Below are 17,064 nucleotides of genomic sequence, written 5' to 3'. Positions count from 1 at the left end.
GATCTCTGATGGGGGTATTGTTCCTACAATATAGTTAGGATCTTCTTGCATCTGGAGGGAGTATTGATGCTAGTAGTTCGCCCTATCGCAATGTCGGATTATGACGCGCTGCACACCTGTGCGGTTGAGTCAGGTCATGGATTTACATCTCTACCGGTTAACGAAGAACTGTTAACCAATCGAATCAAACACTCAGAATACAGTTTTGGCAAACCTGACGTTAAGGAAGCCGGTGATGAAGGCTACCTAATGGTGGGTTTTGAATCTGAAACTGGTGAAGTGGCAGGTACCACAGGTATTGAAGCTTCGATCGGCTGGGATGTGCCTTTTTATTCTTACCACATCAGCAAAGTGGTGCACTCGTCACCAAAGCTTGGCGTAAACAACGTGGTGAAGCTGCTGACGTTTGGTAATAACTACACGGGTAACAGTGAAATCTGTACCTTGTTCCTACGTGAGAAATTCCGTGGTGGCTTGAACGGGCGTCTGATGTCCAAGTGCCGTTTCTTAATGATGGCAGAGCACCCAGAACGTTTCTCGGAAACCATCTTTGCTGAAATGCGCGGCGTATCAGACGAGTACGGTAACTCGCCATTCTGGCAGTGGCTGCAAGAGCATTTCTTCTCTATCGATTTTACGCTTGCGGATTACCTTACCGGTATCGGCAAGAAGGGCTTTATCGCCGACTTGATGCCGAAGTTGCCAATCTACATCAACCTACTGAGCCCAGAAGCGCAAGCTGTGATTGGTAAAGTGCACGACAACACACGTCCAGCATTGAAGCTGCTTGAGCGTGAAGGTTTTACCAACCGTGGATACGTCGACATTTTCGATGGTGGTCCAACGGTGGAGTGTGACTTACGTAATATCGAATCGGTACGCCACTCATTCCGCGCGCAAGTCAAAATCTCGGAGCACACCAGCACACAAGACTTCTTGATGTGTAATTCGTCATTCGAGAACTTCCGTGCAGCCGCAGCAAAAGCAGCGTATGACGCAGAAACGCAAAGCGTAGTGCTTGCACCAGAATTGGCGGATGCACTCTTGGTTGAGGAAGGGGATTTTGTTCGCCTTCTTCCGCAGTAACTGACGACAGAATTTAAGGATAGAAACAATGACACATTGGATTGCAGGTGAATGGGTACAAGGTCAGGGTGAAGCATTTACGTCTCTGTCGCCTTACAACCAAGAAGTGATCTGGCAAGGCAACGGCGCAACAGCAGAGCAGGTTAACCAAGCGGTATCTGCGGCGCGTGAAGCGTTTGTTGATTGGAAGAAGCGCCCATTTGCAGAGCGTGAGGCGATCGTGTTGGCTTTTGCTGAGAAAGTAAAAGAGAACAGCGAAAAAATCGCTGAAGTGATTGCCAAAGAAACCGGCAAACCAATCTGGGAAACACGTACCGAAGCGGCAGCGATGGCAGGTAAAATTGCGATTTCTATTCGTGCTTACCACGAGCGTACGGGTGAAGCGACACGTGAAGCCGCAGGAAACCAAATTGTATTGCGTCATCGCCCATTGGGTGTGATGGCGGTGTTTGGTCCTTATAACTTCCCGGGTCACCTGCCAAATGGTCACATCGTGCCAGCACTATTGGCTGGTAACACCGTGGTCTTCAAACCGTCTGAGCAAACGCCATGGACGGGTGAACTCGCTATGAAGCTGTGGGAAGAGGTCGGTCTACCAAAAGGTGTGATTAACCTAGTCCAAGGCGCGAAAGAAACCGGTATTGCGCTGGCGGATGCGAAAGGTATCGATGGCGTGCTGTTTACTGGTAGTGCAAACACAGGTCATGTTCTACATCGTCAGTTTGCTGGTCAGCCGGGCAAAATGCTGGCGCTTGAAATGGGTGGCAACAACCCGATGGTTATCTCGGATAACTACGGTGACTTAGACGCAACGGTTTACACCATCATCCAATCTGCCTTCATCAGTGCAGGGCAACGCTGTACCTGTGCTCGTCGACTATACATTCCATTTGGCGACAAGGGTGATGCAGTCATTACTAAGCTGGTGGAAGCGACACGCAATATTCGTGTAGGCCAACCATTTGCAGAGCCTGCGCCTTTCATGGGACCGCAAATTTCGGTAGCGGCGGCCAAGTTCATTCTCGATGCACAAGCGAACTTGCAATCACTGGGTGGCGAAAGCTTGATTGAAGCAAAAGCAGGCGAAGCGGCGTTTGTTTCTCCGGGCATCATCGATGTGACGAACATTGCCGAGTTGCCAGATGAAGAGTACTTCGGCCCACTTCTGCAAGTGGTGCGCTATGAAGGGCTAGAGAAAGCAGTAGAGCTGGCGAACGATACGCGCTTTGGTCTATCTGCAGGTCTGGTTTCAACCGATGACCAAGAATGGGAATACTTCGTGGACCACATTCGTGCTGGCATCGTGAACCGCAACCGTCAGCTGACGGGCGCAAGTGGTGATGCGCCATTTGGTGGCCCGGGTGCGTCGGGTAACCTACGCCCTAGTGCTTACTACGCAGCAGACTACTGTGCGTACCCAATGGCATCAATGGAAGGACAAGAGACGGTCTTACCTGCCACATTGAGCCCGGGTGTAAGCCTGTAATAGAGAAACACGAAGTGGTGACAAAGTATCGCCGCTTCTCTCTGCCGGAGCTATTTACCAAGTTAGGATTCTGGTAAGCGCGCTGGCAAACGCCAAAGGCGAGCTTAAGACTCTCCAGAGCGTGTTGACTGACTGGCACTTATGCCACACATACCGTCACAGGTTGATGACCGCTCGTTCGTGATTCTGGACAGCCCACGGGCTGTGAACGAGCGGTCAACTTCCTCTTACCCCTAACTCTACATTTCATAACAAGGAGTCGTTATGACGCCCGATGTGTTATTTGAATCGCTATGGCAAGACTACATTCAACGTCTTTGCCCTTCTGCTGCTAAAGTTCATCAGCTTCTTCAAGAAGATGAGCCTCTGATTAATGACCATATTGCGCTACGTACGTTTAATGTCGCTCCCCTAGGCATTGAAACGTTAGCGAAGCCATTCCTAGCGGTGGGTTACAAAGCCTGTGGTGACTACGTATTTGAAAGCAAAAAGCTGGTGGCAAAACATTTTGAGCACCCAGATCCGAAACAGCCAAAAGTCTTCATCAGTGAATTGAAAGTGGATGAGTGCTCACCAGAGCTACAAGCCATCGTTCATAAACTGGTAGAGCAGGTTGATGCTTCTAAATTGACCAGCAGTGACTTCTTGTACGGCGGACGTTTGTGGGACCTTAGCTATGCTGACTTCCAAATCTTAGCGAAAGAGAGTGAGTACGCTTCTTGGCTTGCTGCGCACGGTTACGGAGCGAACCACTTCACGGTGAGTGTGAATCAACTCAATCAGCATGAAGAAGTGAAGCAAGTGAACGACCACCTACGCACCGTAGGCTTTATCATCAACGAGAATGGCGGTGAAGTAAAAGGCACGCCAGAGGTGTTACTAGAGCAATCATCGACCATGGCAGACAAAGTGCCAGTGACCTTTACTGAAGGCGTTGAGGTGATTCCTGGAGGCTTCTACGAGTTTGCTAAGCGCTACCCAATGGATAACGGTGAGTTGTACCCAGGGTTTGTAGCTGCATCGGCAGATAAGATCTTCGAGAGTACCAACGGTTAATAGATACAAGACGAGAACCGCTTCGCTTCGAGAGGGTTTTTACTTGGAATCTGAGAGGGCTTCATCTCAAAGGATGAAGCCAGTTGTGAAGTGCAGCGCTCTCGACTCTCAATGTCTAACTCCCAAAAAAGAAAAAGCCACCAAACTTGCATTTGGTGGCTTTTAAATTTTTTAAACGTTAATCGAGATTAACGAGTCCCGTAAACAACGATAGTCTTACCGTGCGCAGAAATTAGGTTCTGCTCTTCTAGCATCTTCAAGATACGACCTACTGTCTCACGAGAACAGCCAACGATTTGACCGATTTCTTGACGAGTGATCTTGATTTGCATGCCGTCTGGGTGCGTCATCGCATCTGGTTGTTTAGCAAGGTTCAGAAGAGTCTGAGCGATACGACCAGTTACGTCTAGGAACGCTAGGTCACCCACTTTTTGGCTAGTAACTTGTAGACGACGAGCCATTTGCGCTGAAAGACGCATTAGGATGTCTGGGTTAACTTGGATAAGTTGACGGAATTTCTTGAAAGAAATCTCTGCCACTTCACAAGGAGATTTAGCGCGAACCCAAGCTGTACGCTCTTGGTCTTCTTCGAATAGACCAAGCTCACCAATGAAGTCGCCTTGGTTTAGGTAAGAAAGGATCATTTCCTTACCTTCTTCGTCTTTGATAAGAACCGCAACAGAACCTTTAACGATGTAGTACAAAGTCTCTGCTTTTTCGCCCGCGTGAATTAGCGTGCTCTTTGATGGGTACTTATGAATATGACAGTGTGAAAGAAACCACTCTAATGTTGGGTCGGTTTGAGGTTTACCTAGAACCATAATATCTCACTTCCTCTGCAGGGTACGCTTGCGCTATCCATATTTTAGCTAAGCCTGAATTGGCTTACTAGAATAAGAGCACTTTTTATATGCTGCAAGCTCTCTTGTGTTTCGGTTAGAAATAGTATCCTTTTTCGGAAACGATTTCTTGATTTTAATCGTGCCATGATTGAGATTTTGTAAGCAAAACTGTGCACATGATCACGGTATGAAAAGTAAACACTCAATTAACGAGGTTTTTAGCCAATTTTCCCGGTTTCGATGAGTTGCTGCAGAATCGGTCTCACTATGAGCTCCATTGCAAAGCTCATCTTACCGCCAGGAACCACAATGGTGTTATGGCGAGACATGAAGGAGCCATCAATCATCGCCAACAAATACGGGAAGTCGACATTCTTGATACCGCGCAGGCGGATCACCACGAAGCTTTCATCCAAGCTAGGGATGCCTTTAGCGTTAAGTGGGTTAGAAGTATCGACGGTTGGTACGCGTTGGAAGTTGATATGTGTGCGAGAAAATTGCGGGGTAATGTAGTTTAGGTAATCGTCCATCGAGCGCACGATCGAATCCATCACCGCTTCTCTTGAATGACCACGATCGCGCGTGTCACGAACAAACTTTTGGATCCATTCCAAGTTCACAATCGGCACCATGCCAATTAGAAAGTCGACGTGACGCGCCACATTGACATCACCATCTACCACGCCACCGTGTAAACCTTCGTAGAACAGCACATCGCTGTTTTCTGGCAGATCTTGCCAAGGCGTAAAGGTGCCCGGCATTTGGTTGTATGGAACGGCTTCATCAAAAGTGTGCAGATAGCGGCGCACGCTGCCAGTGCCATCTTCACCGAACTTACGGAAGAACTCTTCTAGCCCCGGAAAGTCATTGGCTTGTGGACCAAAGTAGCTGATGTGTTTGCCTTGCTCACGCGCTTTGCGGATTTCGACATCCATCTCTGGACGTGTAAAGCGGTGGAAGCTGTCACCTTCAACCCACGCTGGTTTGACGTTCATCATATTGAACATCTTGCGGAAGGCTTCAGAAGTGGTGGTAGTGCCGGCACCGGACGAACCAGTAACCGCAATGATTGGGTGTTTCGCTGACATGACAAACCTTGTCGAAAATTACTTACCTGTAAAGTGCAGCACACGTATGCTGCACGGTCGATAACCCACTATAGCACGTAACAAGCCCTTGTCATCGAGTGGGATACGGTAAAATGTGAAGGGTCTAAAACTTTGCTTTTAGTTGGATATCAACCGTTTCATGAAGCTCAGAAAATACGATGACCGCTTCGCCTTTCTCTAATTGGGTTTTGACCTGATCGATTTTACTCTGCAGTGAAACTTCGACTGAGCCGTAGTCGGTGCCTTCACGTAGCACGAATTCGCGGATCAGGTTTTCTAGTGTCTCTGGCGCAACGTCTTGCCATGGAATGATCATAAATACCTCAAACTTTTATGATGTTTAAGCGCGCCTCTTAGGTTATTGATGTCTGGCGCGCCTAGGTAGTTTACTGTGTTCGCGGCACGGATACAGCAGAAAGGTACTCAGCGGCGATACTTTCGTAATAAGCCGGTAATGCTTCTTCTAACCAGAATTTAGGTTTTAATGCCGTGCCCGTCAGGAAGCCAACGTGTCCACCATGTTCATAAAGCCGATAATCAATGTTGTCTGGCAATACGAATTTTGGGATCACCTCTTCGGTCATAAACGGATCGTCTTTGGCGTGGATGATCAAGGTTGGCAAGGTGATCTGTTGCAACTTGCTTAAGCCTGAACATTGATCGTAATAATCTTGTGCGTCTTTAAAACCATGCAGAGGCGCGGTGATCAAGTCATCAAATTCATACAAGCGAGTCACGCGTTTGATCGAGTTATACGACAAGGCGAGTTCACCTTGGATTAAGTCGTGCTTTTGCAGTGCATTGCGTTTGAGTGAAGAGAGCAAGTAACGTCGGTAAACTTTCGAGAAGCCCTGCTCAATACGATTGGCACATGCTGCTAAGTCCAGTGGTGCAGAGACAATGGTTGCGGCACTTAATATTGGGTCGTCTTTATACTCAGCCAAGTAGTTCGCCAGCATGTTACCGCCAAGGGAAATGCCGACCGCAACTTTAGGGTTGTTAGGGAATTGCTGATTGAGTTGCTGAAGAAAGAAACGAGCATCCGTTACTTCGCCAGAATGATAGGCGCGGGCTTTCTTGTTTGGCTTACCGCTGCAACCACGAAAGTGCATCATCACTGACAGCCAACCCGATTTAGAGAAGGCGTTCATCAAACCGTTCGCATACGGACTATAGAAGCAGCCTTCTAAGCCATGAAAGAGGACGAAGATTGGTTTGTTGTGAGCGGCTTCAGAATCTGGCTGTTGTGACCACGCCAAATCTAAGAAGTCACCATCCGGTGTATCGAGTGTTTGCCAAATAGGCGTAAACAACGCTTTCTTGCGGATAAAGCGTGGCAATAGCGTCTGAAGATGCGGGTTCTTAATCCCGGCGGCTGCGAAAAATTGTGTCATACCTAACTGCTCTTATATGGTCCTTCAATGTTCGCTGAAGAACTTATTAATATAATCCTTTATAGCTTTAGTATAGATATTTTACTGGTTTATGACTGATTTATGGATATTGAATGTTTGGAACTGGAATGGAGAATGCCTGTTGCAGATGCTCTCCACCTAACTGGCGACAGTATCTCAGCGTCAGTGGTTCGCCATCATTCTTGACTAATTTGAGTGAGTTGACGCAATCGACGAGGTCGGACTGTTGCTGTTTTTCGAGCTGCAATTCGAACTGCAATGCTTCGCGATAAAGCGCGTCATTAACTTGTGATTTGAGGTGGCGACGAAGTTCACGGTAAGAGTGGAGCAGGGTTTCACTTCGACCAAGACAGCCTTGAACTAAATGCCAGTCTTGCTCTTGGAAAATCACCTGCTGCTCATCGAGCCATCTGAGCAGCAGTAATAGGTTCACGTTGCCGTGGTAGTTGTTTTGCAATGATAAGCACGCTTCCTTCACTTCTCGCACACCATAAAATTGCAGACTGAACTGCCAAAGGTGTTCTAGGGTAAGAGTGTATTCTGCGTGCTCGTTTGTCATTGATTAAACTCTAGTTCCATCTGCTCGAGTGTTTCTTGGGCAGACATCCATTCCATTTCTACTTCTTCAAGATCTGCTTTGCTAGAAGCTTGAAGCGCCAACACTTCGTTAAGTTTAGCCTTGTTTTCGGCTTCATACAGCGAGTTATCCGCTAATTGCTCTTCTGCTTTTGCTAGAGCTTCACCTAACTTATCCATTTTGTTTTCTAACTGTGTCAGCGTTTTGCGAATTGGTGCGGTCTGCTTACGAAATTCTGCTTCGCGTCGCTTTTGCTCTTTTTTCGCCGCTGCACTGTTGGCGTTATCTTTAACTGGCTGAGCCGCTTGTGCTTCTTTACGCTCGGCTTTTTGTTGCTCGGTCAACCACTTGTAGTAATCGTTCAAGTCACCGTCGAATGGTGCGACTTGGCGATCGTGCACAAGGTACAAATCATCTGTGGTTGCACGCAATAGGTAGCGATCGTGCGAAACAATCACCATCGCACCTTCGAATGTTTGCAGTGCCATGGTCAGTGCTTGGCGCATGTCCAAGTCCAAGTGGTTGGTCGGTTCATCGAGTAGCAATAGGTTCGGTTTCTGCCACACAATTAATGCCAATACCAAACGTGCTTTTTCACCACCAGAAAACGGTGCGACTTTCTCAAGCGCTTTATCACCTTGGAAACCAAAGCTACCTAGATAATCACGTAGCTGCTGCTCGGTTTGATCTGGTGCGATTTGCATCATGTGCTGCAGCGGTGTTTCTTCTGGGTGCAGTGTTTCTAGTTGGTGCTGAGCAAAGTAACCGATCTTCACGCCTTGTGAATAAGTGAGATCGCCGCCTTGCGCTTTGAGCTCACCAGACAGCAATTTGATCAAGGTTGATTTACCCGCGCCGTTACGACCAAGTAGACCAATACGGCTGCCCGGCACTAAGTTAAGGCGGATCTTCTCTAAGATCAGGTTGTCACCGTAGCCTGCCGATACTTCATCCATCATCATGATTGGGTTTGGTAGGGCTGCAGGATCGCGGAACTGGAAACTAAATGGGTTATCGAACTGCGCTGGCAGTACCTTCTCCATACGCTCCAGCGCTTTAATACGGCTTTGTGCTTGGCGCGCTTTGGATGCTTTGTAACGGAAGCGGTCAATGTAGCTTTGCATGTGCGACATCTGTTTCTGTTGCTTCTCGAACATCGCCTGTTGCAGCACCATCTTTTGTGCGCGTTGGTTTTCGAATGACGAGTAGTTACCCGTGTATTCGTTCAACTGCTGGTTCTCGATGTGAATGATGCGACCAACGATCGGGTCCAAGAAGTCACGGTCGTGCGAGATCAGAATCAGCGTACCAGGGTAGTTTTGTAGCCAGCGCTCTAGCCACATTACCGCGTCCAAATCCAAGTGGTTGGTTGGTTCGTCGAGTAACAGTAGATCAGAACGACACAATAGCGCTTGAGCCAAGTTAAGGCGCATACGCCAACCACCCGAGAACTGAGTCAGGTTCCAACTCATTTGCTCTTGGCTAAAGCCCAGACCATCAAGCAGTTCGGCAGCACGTGCGCGAATGCTGTAACCGCCAATGGTTTCAATTTTGCCGTGGATCTCCGCAACTAAGGTGCCGTTGTCTTTCTCTTCGGCGATCGCCAGTTGAGCTTCAAGATCACGGAACTCACGATCACCATCAATAACGTATTCAATTGCGCTGCGGTCTAGTGCAGGGGTTTCCTGTGCTACCCATGCCAACTCCCAATGTTGAGGTTGGCTAAATGAGCCTGCATCAATCGACAGTTCATCTTTTAGTAGGGCAAACAGAGTTGATTTACCACAGCCATTTTTACCAACCAGACCCACTTTGTCGCCTGGGTGAATGGTTGCAGAAGCTTGGTCTAAAAGAGGTTTACCGCCACGCAGTAACTGAATATCAGAGAAGGTAATCATAGAGTTTTAATTCACTTTGCGCAGTGCGCGTTTCTTGGTCGTTGATCTCGCGGTGAATAGTAGGGGTATTGGCGGGAAAAGTCGATCTCTGCGCTTTAATTGCATTATGCTATACAAAAAAGTATAACAAACTGATAACGATAATTTTCCCTGAGAAATCAACACAAGGACGACCATTTGGCTGTTGCTACGCCCATTCCTCCGAGGGTTCTGGTTATTTATGCTCACCCAGAACCGCAAAACTCCATTGCCAACCAAGTGATGATTAAAAAAATCGAATCACTGGGTCATGTCACCGTGCACGATCTTTATGGCGCGTACCCTGATTTCTTTATTGATGTGAACTACGAACACGATCTGCTGATGACGCATGATGTGATCGTTTTTCATCATCCTCTCTATATGTATTCCTGTCCTGCACTGTTGAAAGAGTGGATGGATCGCGTGTTGGGCAAAGGCTTTGCGTTCGGTGATGGTAGTGCATTAGCGGGTAAGTACTGGCGCAGTGTGATCACTACTGGCGGTAAAGAGGATGCGTTCAGCCCGATGGGTTACAACAAATACCCACTTGAGCAAATTCTACAACCGTTTGAACTGACTGCCGCTTTATGTCAGATGCATTGGATTGAGCCTTTAGTGCTGTACTGGTCGCGCAATGTATCGGACATCGAACGTTATCAGCATGCTGAACAATATCGTCAATGGCTGAACAACCCCCTGAGAGAGTGGGATGAGCAAGGAGGTTACCATGGCGATAACCAGTGAGTTTCTTCAAAGTAGTGTGGTATTCCTTTCTGCTGCCGTTATTGCAGTGCCGATTGCCCAGCGACTTGGTCTGGGCTCTGTGCTTGGCTACCTGATTGCAGGCGTTCTAATTGGTCCTTGGGGGCTGGGGTTAATCAGTGATGTGGACGCGATTCTCCACTTCGCCGAACTCGGGGTGGTGTTGCTGCTGTTCTTAATTGGTTTGGAACTCAACCCTAAAAAGTTATGGCAGATGCGCGGACCAATCCTCGGTCTGGGTGGCGCTCAAGTTATTGTCACCACGGCGGTGATAGGCAGCATCGTCAGCCTGTTTGGATTGAGCATGCAAGTGAGCTTAGTGATCGGTATGGGCTTGGCACTCTCGTCCACCGCGATTGCACTAAAAGTGATCGAAGAACAGGGGCAAGCCGGCACGGAAACCGGACAATCTGGTTTTGCTGTGTTGCTGTTCCAAGATATTGCCGTCATCCCGATGCTCGCCATGCTGCCATTACTCGCCGGTGGTCAAAGCGGCGGTGATTGGTTAGATGCTATTTGGGTATTAGGCAGTGTGGCTGCGTTATTAGTTGGTGGTCATTTCCTCTTACGTCCTCTATTCCGTTTTGTGGTGATGAGTGGTGTGCGAGAACTCTTCACCGTTGCCGCCCTCCTAGTCGTACTTGGTATTTCTGTTGCGATGCAAAAGCTGGGGCTTTCGATGGCGCTCGGTACTTTCTTAGCGGGTGTGCTGCTGGCAGAAAGTGAATACCGTCATGAACTAGAAATTGCGATTGAACCGTTTAAAGGTCTGCTACTTGGCTTGTTCTTTATTGCTGTGGGTATGGCAGTGAATCTTGGTTTGTTAGCCTTGCAACCGTTCGCAATTATTGGTGCCGTGATTGCTCTCGTGGTGGTCAAAGGTTTGGTTCTGTATGTTTTGGCTCGCACTGCTCGAGTTCGTGCGAAGTCGCGCAGTCGTATGGCAGCGATTTTGAGTCAAGGTGGTGAGTTTGCGTTTGTGATTTTCACCGCGGCAAGCCAAGAAGGTATCTTAACCAAGGAGCAAGTTGCCTTTTTGTTGGTGGTGGTGAGCTTGTCGATGGTGACCACGCCGCTGCTGCTCATGGGACAGAAAAAATGGTTTGCGCACACGCTTAACCAAGAAGAAGAGAGCGTCACAACCAATGTGGTGGATCGTCGACCACGAGTGATCATCGCAGGCTTTGGTCGTTTTGGTCAGATTGTTGGACGCCTGATGTACGCCAACAAGATCAAAGTAACAGTACTAGAAAGTGACGCGAGCCAAATCCACTTGCTGCGTAAATACGGTTATAAGGTGTTTTATGGTGATGCGACTCAGATTGATTTGTTACGCGCCGCGGGAGCGGATAAAGCAGAAGCCTTAGTGATCTGTACCGACTCACCAGATGAGGTGATGGCGATTGTCGACATTTGCCGTGCGCACTTTCCGAAGTTGAAGATCCTTGCCCGTGCTCGCAGCCGCGTAGAAGCCTACCAGTTAATGAACCACGGCGTGCAAAATTACTCGCGAGAAACCTTTTTAGGCGCATTAGATCTAGGTCGCCAAGCGCTCGTAGAATTAGGCATGCACCCGTATCAAGCAAAGCGGGCAGAAGCACATTTTCGCAAGCTAGATAATGCTATGCTCAAAGACTTATTGCCTCAGCATAATGAGGATAAAGAGCTCGCTCAACGCTCGAAAGAAGCACGTAAAGAACTAGAAGAAATCTTCGGTCGTGAAATGGAAAGCGACCAACAGTCGCCAAATCATTGGAAGTAGTACCCGCGCAGCATTAGGCGGGAAAAGGAACAAAAGTGAAAGCCAAGAAACGTTTTATCGCGGGTGCAAGCTGCCCGCAATGCAGTCAGCAAGATACTCTGCGCTGGTGGATTGATAACAACATTGAGCTGGTTGAGTGTGTCGACTGCGATTATACCGAGCAGCGTAAACCGCAATCTGTAGAAAAAAATAAACACTCAGAACAAGAAATGATCGGGATTTTTAAGCCTGAGTAATTGAACTTCGTTAATTGATCCCCATAATACTATCATCTCGGTACTTAACCCCATTCTGGTTAGGTCAATTAATCTCCCTGGAGTTAGTATGAAAATTGAAAAGAACGTTGTTGCAAGCCTTGCATACAAAGTAATGTTGGAAGACGGTGTTGTTGTTGATCAATCAACTTCTGAAGCACCTCTTGATTACCTTCACGGTCACAACAACCTAATCACTGGTCTTGAGAAAGAACTAGAAGGTAAAGTGGCTGGCGACAAGTTCTCAGTAACAGTAGCTCCTGAAGATGCGTACGGCGACCACAACGATGCACTAGTGCAACGTGTTCCTGCAGACGTATTCCAAGGCGTTGACCAAATCGAAGTTGGCATGCGTTTTCTAGCAGATACTGACCAAGGTCCAATCCCTGTAGAAGTAACTGAAGTAGACGGCGACGAAGTTGTTGTAGACGGCAACCACATGCTAGCTGGTCAAACACTAACTTTCGAAGTAGAAGTTATGGCTACTCGTGAAGCGACAGCTGAAGAGATCGAACACGGTCACATCCACCAAGGTGGTGGCTGTTGTGGCGGTCACGACCACGATCACGAAGGCGGCTGCTGCGGTGGCGAAGAAAAAGCTGACGACCACGAATGTTGTGGCGGCGGCGGTTGCGGTTCTCACTAATCGCACGCTCTTCACTAGATAACGCTATCTAGCAAAGCTTTAAAAAGCGCAAGTTGAGGTTTCAACTTGCGCTTTTTGTCTATCTGGGGTGTAGTGCCAATCATACAAGGAATAACAGTTGGACAAAGCGATGACGAAACCTTTCTCGATTGCCATTCATGGCGGTGCAGGCACTATCTTGCGTGAACAGATGAGTGACGAACTGCAACAATCCATCTTGGCGGATTTAGAAGCTGCGGTAAAAGCGGGGCATCAAATCCTAGCAACAGGTGGTGAAGCCATAGATGCGGTCGTGGCGGCAGTGAAAGTGCTGGAAGACTCTCCTAATTTTAATGCGGGTAAAGGCTCGGTACTGACCCATAACGAGATGGTCGAAATGGATGCCTCTGTGATGGATGGTCGACATCAAGCCGCAGGGGCAGTCGCTGGGGTGCGTCATATCAGAAACCCCATTGAACTCGCTCGTGACGTGATGCGAAACAGCAACCATGTATTGTTGGTGGGCGAGGGCGCAGAGAAGTTTGCTTTTGAACAAGGTCATGAGTACACCGAGCAGGATTACTTCTTTACCGATCGCCGCTATGAGCAGTTGCTGTCTATGCGTGAGAAAGGCTTGTTTGCTCTTTCCGAGTCTCGTTACCCAGATGATCGTAAACACGGTACCGTCGGCGCTGTGGCATTGGATCAACACGGTAACTTAGCGGCAGCAACCAGCACTGGTGGTGTGACCAACAAGAAATACGGTCGAGTGGGAGACTCCGCTCTGATTGGATGCGGCACGGTGGCAGAGAATGGCGTTGTTGCGGTTTCCACTACGGGCGTCGGTGAGTTCTTTATTCGTAAACGTGTTGCGGAAGACGTTGCAGCACGCATGCGTTATTTGCAAGAAGACGTTCATACGGCGTGCGAACACATTATTCAGGGTGATTTAAAAGCAATGGGCGGCGAAGGTGGTTTGATTGCAATTGATGCTAAAGGTGAGCTGCACTTTGCGATGAACAGTTCTGGCATGTACCGAGCTGGCATCAATACACAAGGCGAGCTGACCGTTAAAATCTACGCAGACGAATAATTTCGTCCCGCTCATTCCTAAGCAACATTTTTAAGTTGCGAATACAACAAAGCCCAGAACACGTTCTGGGCTTATGCTATTTGAGCCTGCATTTTAATAATGCGGTGGTGGGGTTTCTTCTGACGGATCGGCTAAATTCGACGAGTCCATATTTTTCACTTTACCTACCACATATTTCATCTGATCGAGCATCTTGGTAATTTGCAGTTGTTGCTGCGACAAGGCGCCGTTCAGATCTTCAATAGTCTGTTCTTGGAACGCAAGCTGACATTCTAAGTCATTGATGCGAGCTTCCAATTGCTGAATGATTTTATCTGTCATGATCCGTTCTCTAGCTGCCAAGCTTGGGCAATGCCCGCAGAAGTAGCAGTAATTACACGTTGCTTGGAATCAAAGGCAGCATCATACACGACCGCGCGGGGAGGGCGAGTATCTTTTTTCGGCTCAACTTCAAATCCATCGACGCGTTTGCCGGTCTGGGTATCCCACACCATCACACGACCTGAAGGTGTGCCAGTTACTAACAAGCTGCCATCATCGGAGAAGCGCGCCGTCGAAAAGATTAACTGACGAGACCAACTGCTCAGTTGCGTGACTTCTTCACCCGTATCTAAATTCCAGATGATGGCTTGGTTGCCACCGTCTGAGGTCATGGCCAGTTTGCCATCTCTCTGTAAAGCGACTCTGACTACGCGTTGGTCGTGCTCAAAGGTACGCAATACCAGCCCTGTTTCGGTATCCCACAGATACGCTTTGTAGTCGTTGCCACCTGTGAGAGCGAAGCGACCGTTGGGCGAGATAGCGACAGAATTGACTTTTTCTTGGTGCGCAAGGAACTCTAGCCGACGACCAGTGACTAAGTTGACGTAAATCGCTTTACCGTTGGACAGTCCAAGTAATACCTGTTCACCGTTACTGGTGATATCAACGTCTCGAATCAGCGCGTCATCGATAGACCACAGCCCTTCAGCTTGAGTCCATCCGAGATCCCACACAGCGAAGTTCATTTGGCTTGCTGTGACTGCATAACGACCATTGTCTGAAATGCGAATATGGGAGACCACGTTGGCGGCTTGATCGAGTTCACCCAGCTTTGCGAGTTGTTTGTTTTGCTCCAAATCCCAAAGAACCAATTGGTGCTCTTTGGAGTACAGCAGCGCAAATCGACCATCTCGGCTGAGCGCAAAGCTGGTGGAACCTTGTGGTTCGAGTGACCAACGTTGAACATCACGATCGGTAAAAAAGCATCCATTTAACGTGGTGATGACAATTAAATATAGGAATAAATGAGAAATTCTTTGCATCACATCTAATAATCCGGTTTGTGTCTTAAGACATATAGCTAGTATATTGGTATAACGATTGTCTTCACTAGTCTCATAGAAGATTTGTGCACAACAACCAGTGGCTAAGCCATTATTGGGAGAATTTAATGAAATCAGTTTTAAAAGTGTCGCTACTTGCTGCAACAGTAATGCTAGCGGTAGGTTGTCAAAAAGAAGAAACAAAACCAGAAGCAGCACCTCAAGCAGAACAAGTTCAAGCAGAGACTGGCAAAGCAGTTCACTTTAAAACAGACGATGACAAAGCGGCTTACGCGATCGGTGTTTCATTTGCTAACTACCTAAGCACTAGCATTGAAAAACCAAGCGAAATTGGCATCAACCTAAACAAAGACCTAGTTCTTAAAGGTATCGAAGACGTATTTAAAGATAAAGCAGCGCTAAACGAAGAAGAAACTCGTGCCGCTCTAGAATCTCTAGACAAGCGTGTTGCAGAAACTATGCAAAAGCAAGCGGCTGAGAAAGCAGCTGAAGCGAAGAAAGCTGGTGATGACTTCCGTGCGGAATTCGAGAAGCAAGAAGGCGTAGTGAAGACAGAATCTGGTCTTCTATACAAAGTTGAAACACCGGCTGAAGGCGAGAAGCCAAAAGACACCGACACAGTTCAAGTACACTACAAAGGTACTCTGATCGACGGTACTCAATTCGACAGCTCTTACGATCGTGGCGAACCAGCAACGTTCCCACTAAACCGCGTAATCCCAGGTTGGACTGAAGGTGTTCAGCTAATGCCTGTAGGTTCTAAGTTCAAATTCGTTATCCCGCCAGAGCTAGCATACGGTGACCAAGACACACCGAGCATTCCTGCTAACTCAACGCTAGTATTCGAAGTTGAGCTACTAAAAATTGAGAACGACAACGCTGCTCAATAATTATCCTTAGCGATAACTCGATGAAAAAAGGTCCGTTTTACGGGCCTTTTTTGTTCTAGGTCACTAGTTGGTGAGTTTGCTAGGTTGCCTTTCAAATTTTCTGATAAACTTACACCAATTTGTTGATTTTTCGCTCGAAGGCTTATGACAACTACAGAAACAATAAATGCGGAAATGTTGCTCGAAATGGAATCTGTCAACGTGATGCCATTTACCGAGCACGATAAAATCATCTTGAGATCTTACGAAGCGGTCGTGGACGGCATTGCCAGTCTTATTGGTCCGTTCTGTGAGATCGTTCTTCACTCACTGGAAGACCTCAATACCTCTGCAATCAAAATCGCTAACGGTGAGAACACCGGTCGTCAGGTAGGTTCTCCTATCACTGACTTAGCACTTAAGATGCTGAAAGACATCGAAGGTTCTGAGCGTAACTTCTCACGTTCGTACTTCACCCGCGCTAAAGGCGGCGTATTAATGAAGTCGATCACCGTTGCTATTCGTAACGGCGAAAACCGTGTGATTGGTTTGCTTTGTATCAACGTCAACCTTGATGCGCCTTTCTCTCAAGTGCTGCAATCTTTCATGCCAACGCAAGAAGCGAAAGAAGCGGCGTCATCCGTTAACTTCGCAAGTGATGTTGAAGAACTCGTAGACCAAACGGTTGAGCGTACGATTGAAGAGATCAACGCCGACAAATCCGTCTCGAACAACACCAAAAACCGTCAGATAGTGATGGAACTGTACGACAAAGGTATTTTCGATATCAAAGACGCTATCAACCGTGTCGCAGATCGCCTGAATATCTCTAAACACACCGTTTACCTATACATTCGTCAGCGTAAGACTGAGGACGAATAAGC

Annotated in this window: 18 protein-coding genes; 10 read left to right on the top strand and 8 right to left on the bottom strand. The window is 47.8% G+C overall.

Annotated elements, in window-relative coordinates; genetic code table 11:
* Nucleotides 1-66 precede the first annotated feature (66 nt).
* The 3 genes from astA to ABMY42_RS22700 all read left to right on the top strand — a co-directional run bounded on the left by astA (nt 67) and on the right by ABMY42_RS22700 (nt 3,628).
* Nucleotides 67-1,086, top strand: coding sequence for an arginine N-succinyltransferase (gene astA / locus ABMY42_RS22710; protein WP_050907782.1), 1,020 nt, complete (start codon nt 67-69; stop codon nt 1,084-1,086).
* 28 nt (nt 1,087-1,114) lie between these two features.
* Nucleotides 1,115-2,572: a succinylglutamate-semialdehyde dehydrogenase gene (gene astD, locus ABMY42_RS22705; RefSeq protein WP_005451447.1), complete on the top strand. Its 1,458-nt coding sequence runs from the start codon at nt 1,115-1,117 to the stop codon at nt 2,570-2,572.
* A 264-nt stretch (nt 2,573-2,836) separates the two neighbouring features.
* Nucleotides 2,837-3,628: a DUF1338 domain-containing protein gene (locus ABMY42_RS22700; protein ID WP_005451448.1), complete on the top strand. Its 792-nt coding sequence runs from the start codon at nt 2,837-2,839 to the stop codon at nt 3,626-3,628.
* 188 nt (nt 3,629-3,816) lie between these two features.
* Here ABMY42_RS22700 and crp read toward each other — a convergent pair whose 3' ends face one another.
* The 6 genes from crp to ABMY42_RS22670 form a co-directional block, all read right to left on the bottom strand.
* A complete protein-coding gene (gene crp, locus ABMY42_RS22695) occupies nt 3,817-4,449 on the bottom strand; it encodes a cAMP-activated global transcriptional regulator CRP (protein ID WP_005381432.1) in 633 nt (210 codons plus the stop codon).
* A gap of 239 nt (nt 4,450-4,688) precedes the next feature.
* Nucleotides 4,689-5,558: a phosphoribulokinase gene (locus tag ABMY42_RS22690; protein WP_005438358.1), complete on the bottom strand. Its 870-nt coding sequence runs from the start codon at nt 5,556-5,558 to the stop codon at nt 4,689-4,691.
* A gap of 124 nt (nt 5,559-5,682) precedes the next feature.
* On the bottom strand, nt 5,683-5,895 hold the full coding sequence (locus ABMY42_RS22685; protein ID WP_349266826.1) for a YheU family protein: 213 nt from the start codon (nt 5,893-5,895) through the stop codon (nt 5,683-5,685).
* Between the two features lie 70 nt (nt 5,896-5,965).
* Complete coding sequence (locus ABMY42_RS22680) at nt 5,966-6,973, bottom strand: hydrolase (protein WP_009700452.1); 1,008 nt, start codon at nt 6,971-6,973, stop codon at nt 5,966-5,968.
* 100 nt (nt 6,974-7,073) lie between these two features.
* On the bottom strand, nt 7,074-7,553 hold the full coding sequence (locus tag ABMY42_RS22675; protein ID WP_017819679.1) for a TIGR02444 family protein: 480 nt from the start codon (nt 7,551-7,553) through the stop codon (nt 7,074-7,076).
* Entirely contained in the window at nt 7,550-9,469 is a 1,920-nt protein-coding gene (locus tag ABMY42_RS22670) for an ABC transporter ATP-binding protein (RefSeq protein ID WP_039985035.1), read from the bottom strand. The genes ABMY42_RS22675 and ABMY42_RS22670 overlap by 4 nt, the downstream gene beginning before the upstream one ends.
* A gap of 177 nt (nt 9,470-9,646) precedes the next feature.
* Between ABMY42_RS22670 and kefG the strand changes: the two genes are divergently transcribed.
* The 5 genes from kefG (at nt 9,647) to ABMY42_RS22645 (ending at nt 13,986) form a co-directional block, all read left to right on the top strand.
* Nucleotides 9,647-10,234 (top strand): glutathione-regulated potassium-efflux system ancillary protein KefG, encoded by a 588-nt coding sequence (gene kefG / locus ABMY42_RS22665; RefSeq protein ID WP_009697547.1) that lies wholly within the window; start codon nt 9,647-9,649, stop codon nt 10,232-10,234.
* Nucleotides 10,218-12,014, top strand: a complete 1,797-nt coding sequence (gene kefB, locus ABMY42_RS22660; protein ID WP_005451461.1) for a glutathione-regulated potassium-efflux system protein KefB — start codon at nt 10,218-10,220, stop codon at nt 12,012-12,014. Before kefG ends, kefB begins: the two co-directional genes overlap by 17 nt.
* Before the next feature lie 35 nt (nt 12,015-12,049).
* Nucleotides 12,050-12,250, top strand: coding sequence for a YheV family putative zinc ribbon protein (locus tag ABMY42_RS22655; protein ID WP_005432753.1), 201 nt, complete (start codon nt 12,050-12,052; stop codon nt 12,248-12,250).
* Nucleotides 12,251-12,338: 88 nt separating this feature from the next.
* Nucleotides 12,339-12,914, top strand: coding sequence for a peptidylprolyl isomerase (gene slyD, locus ABMY42_RS22650; RefSeq protein ID WP_005432768.1), 576 nt, complete (start codon nt 12,339-12,341; stop codon nt 12,912-12,914).
* Between the two features lie 130 nt (nt 12,915-13,044).
* Nucleotides 13,045-13,986, top strand: a complete 942-nt coding sequence (locus ABMY42_RS22645; protein ID WP_349266825.1) for an isoaspartyl peptidase/L-asparaginase — start codon at nt 13,045-13,047, stop codon at nt 13,984-13,986.
* A 93-nt stretch (nt 13,987-14,079) separates the two neighbouring features.
* On the opposite strand, the gene ABMY42_RS22640 is transcribed toward ABMY42_RS22645, so the two are convergent.
* Complete coding sequence (locus ABMY42_RS22640; RefSeq protein ID WP_005451463.1) at nt 14,080-14,307, bottom strand: SlyX family protein; 228 nt, start codon at nt 14,305-14,307, stop codon at nt 14,080-14,082.
* Complete coding sequence (locus tag ABMY42_RS22635) at nt 14,304-15,290, bottom strand: PQQ-binding-like beta-propeller repeat protein (protein WP_349266839.1); 987 nt, start codon at nt 15,288-15,290, stop codon at nt 14,304-14,306. The genes ABMY42_RS22640 and ABMY42_RS22635 overlap by 4 nt, the downstream gene beginning before the upstream one ends.
* A gap of 128 nt (nt 15,291-15,418) precedes the next feature.
* Between ABMY42_RS22635 and fkpA the strand changes: the two genes are divergently transcribed.
* Both fkpA and ABMY42_RS22625 read left to right on the top strand, forming a co-directional pair.
* Nucleotides 15,419-16,201: an FKBP-type peptidyl-prolyl cis-trans isomerase gene (gene fkpA / locus ABMY42_RS22630; protein ID WP_005451465.1), complete on the top strand. Its 783-nt coding sequence runs from the start codon at nt 15,419-15,421 to the stop codon at nt 16,199-16,201.
* A 144-nt stretch (nt 16,202-16,345) separates the two neighbouring features.
* Nucleotides 16,346-17,062, top strand: coding sequence for a transcriptional regulator (locus tag ABMY42_RS22625; protein WP_005438378.1), 717 nt, complete (start codon nt 16,346-16,348; stop codon nt 17,060-17,062).
* Nucleotides 17,063-17,064: the final 2 nt, after the last annotated feature.

This window comes from Vibrio sp. SSH13-20 (assembly GCF_040104475.1).
Lineage (GTDB): Bacteria > Pseudomonadota > Gammaproteobacteria > Enterobacterales > Vibrionaceae > Vibrio > Vibrio harveyi.
This window is presented reverse-complemented; position numbering and strand designations above follow the sequence as displayed.